This window comes from Methylobacterium sp. E-046 (genome assembly GCF_022829625.1).
Lineage (GTDB): Bacteria > Pseudomonadota > Alphaproteobacteria > Rhizobiales > Beijerinckiaceae > Methylobacterium > Methylobacterium longum.
In genome coordinates this window covers 1-926 of record NZ_JAKSYP010000146.1, presented here as the reverse complement: position 1 = coordinate 926, position 926 = coordinate 1, and the positions used below count along the sequence as shown (strand labels likewise).

The following is a 926-nucleotide window of genomic DNA, read 5'->3' as shown; positions in this document are numbered from 1 at the left end:
TTAGAGTCCGTCCGAGAAGTCAGGCTGAGCGGGCGAGCCGCCTGACGAGGATCATGACGGCTGCGGCGTAGAGGAAGGCTCTGGCCGAGGCGATAGTCGCCTCTGGGTCCTTCCAGAGGCGGCGATTGCGGCTGATCCAGGCGAAGAACCGTTCGACCACCCAGCGGCGTGGATGCACGGCAAAGCCGACTTGATCGGGCGGCTTGCGCACGATCTCGACCGTGATGATCGTGGCGGTCGCCGGTCTGTTGCCGGCATCGCCTGCATCGGCGAAGGCTTTGGCGATGAACGGGAAGGTCCGACGCGACAGGCGCAGCACCGGCACGGCCCCGTCGCGGTCCTGTACGTCGGCGGGCTGAGGATCGAGGACGAGAGCGCGCCCGTCCATGTCGACCAGCGCTTGGCGCTTGCGCCCCTTGACCCTCTTGCCGGCATCGTAGCCGCGCGGGCCGCCGCTCTCCGTCGTCTTGATGCTTTGGCTGTCGAGGACCGCGGCAGACGGTGAGGCGTCCCGTCCGACTCGCTCGCGATCGGCCATGACGAGGTGGTGGTTGATCCGGCCGAACAGCCCTGTGTCGCGCCAGCGGCTGAAGGAGCCAAAGGTGGTCGAGCGCGGCGGCAGATCATTGGGTATCAACCGCCAGGAGATCCCACCTCTCAGAACGTAGAAGATGGCGTTCAGGACCTCCCGTGTCGTCCAGAGCGGAGGCCGGCCACAGGGCGCTGGCTTCGGCATCAGTGGCTCGATCACCGCCCACTCGGCGTCGGTGAGGTCCGTTTCATAGCGAAGGCCCACGCGGCTATGCTGCCGCCGGGTGGTCGGGGTCCACATGGCAAGTCCAGGTCAGGCTTCAGCACCCTCCTGGAATCATCGCCATCCCGGCCACTCAACCCCGCCTCAGACCCTTACCGGACGGGCTCTTAGA

1 protein-coding gene is annotated in these 926 nt (G+C 66.6%); it reads right to left on the bottom strand.

From position 1 onward, the window contains the following. Nucleotides 1-19: 19 nt before the first annotated feature. Nucleotides 20-832, bottom strand: a complete 813-nt coding sequence (locus tag MKK82_RS12760; RefSeq protein WP_243985932.1) for an IS5 family transposase — start codon at nucleotides 830-832, stop codon at nucleotides 20-22. Nucleotides 833-926: the final 94 nt, after the last annotated feature.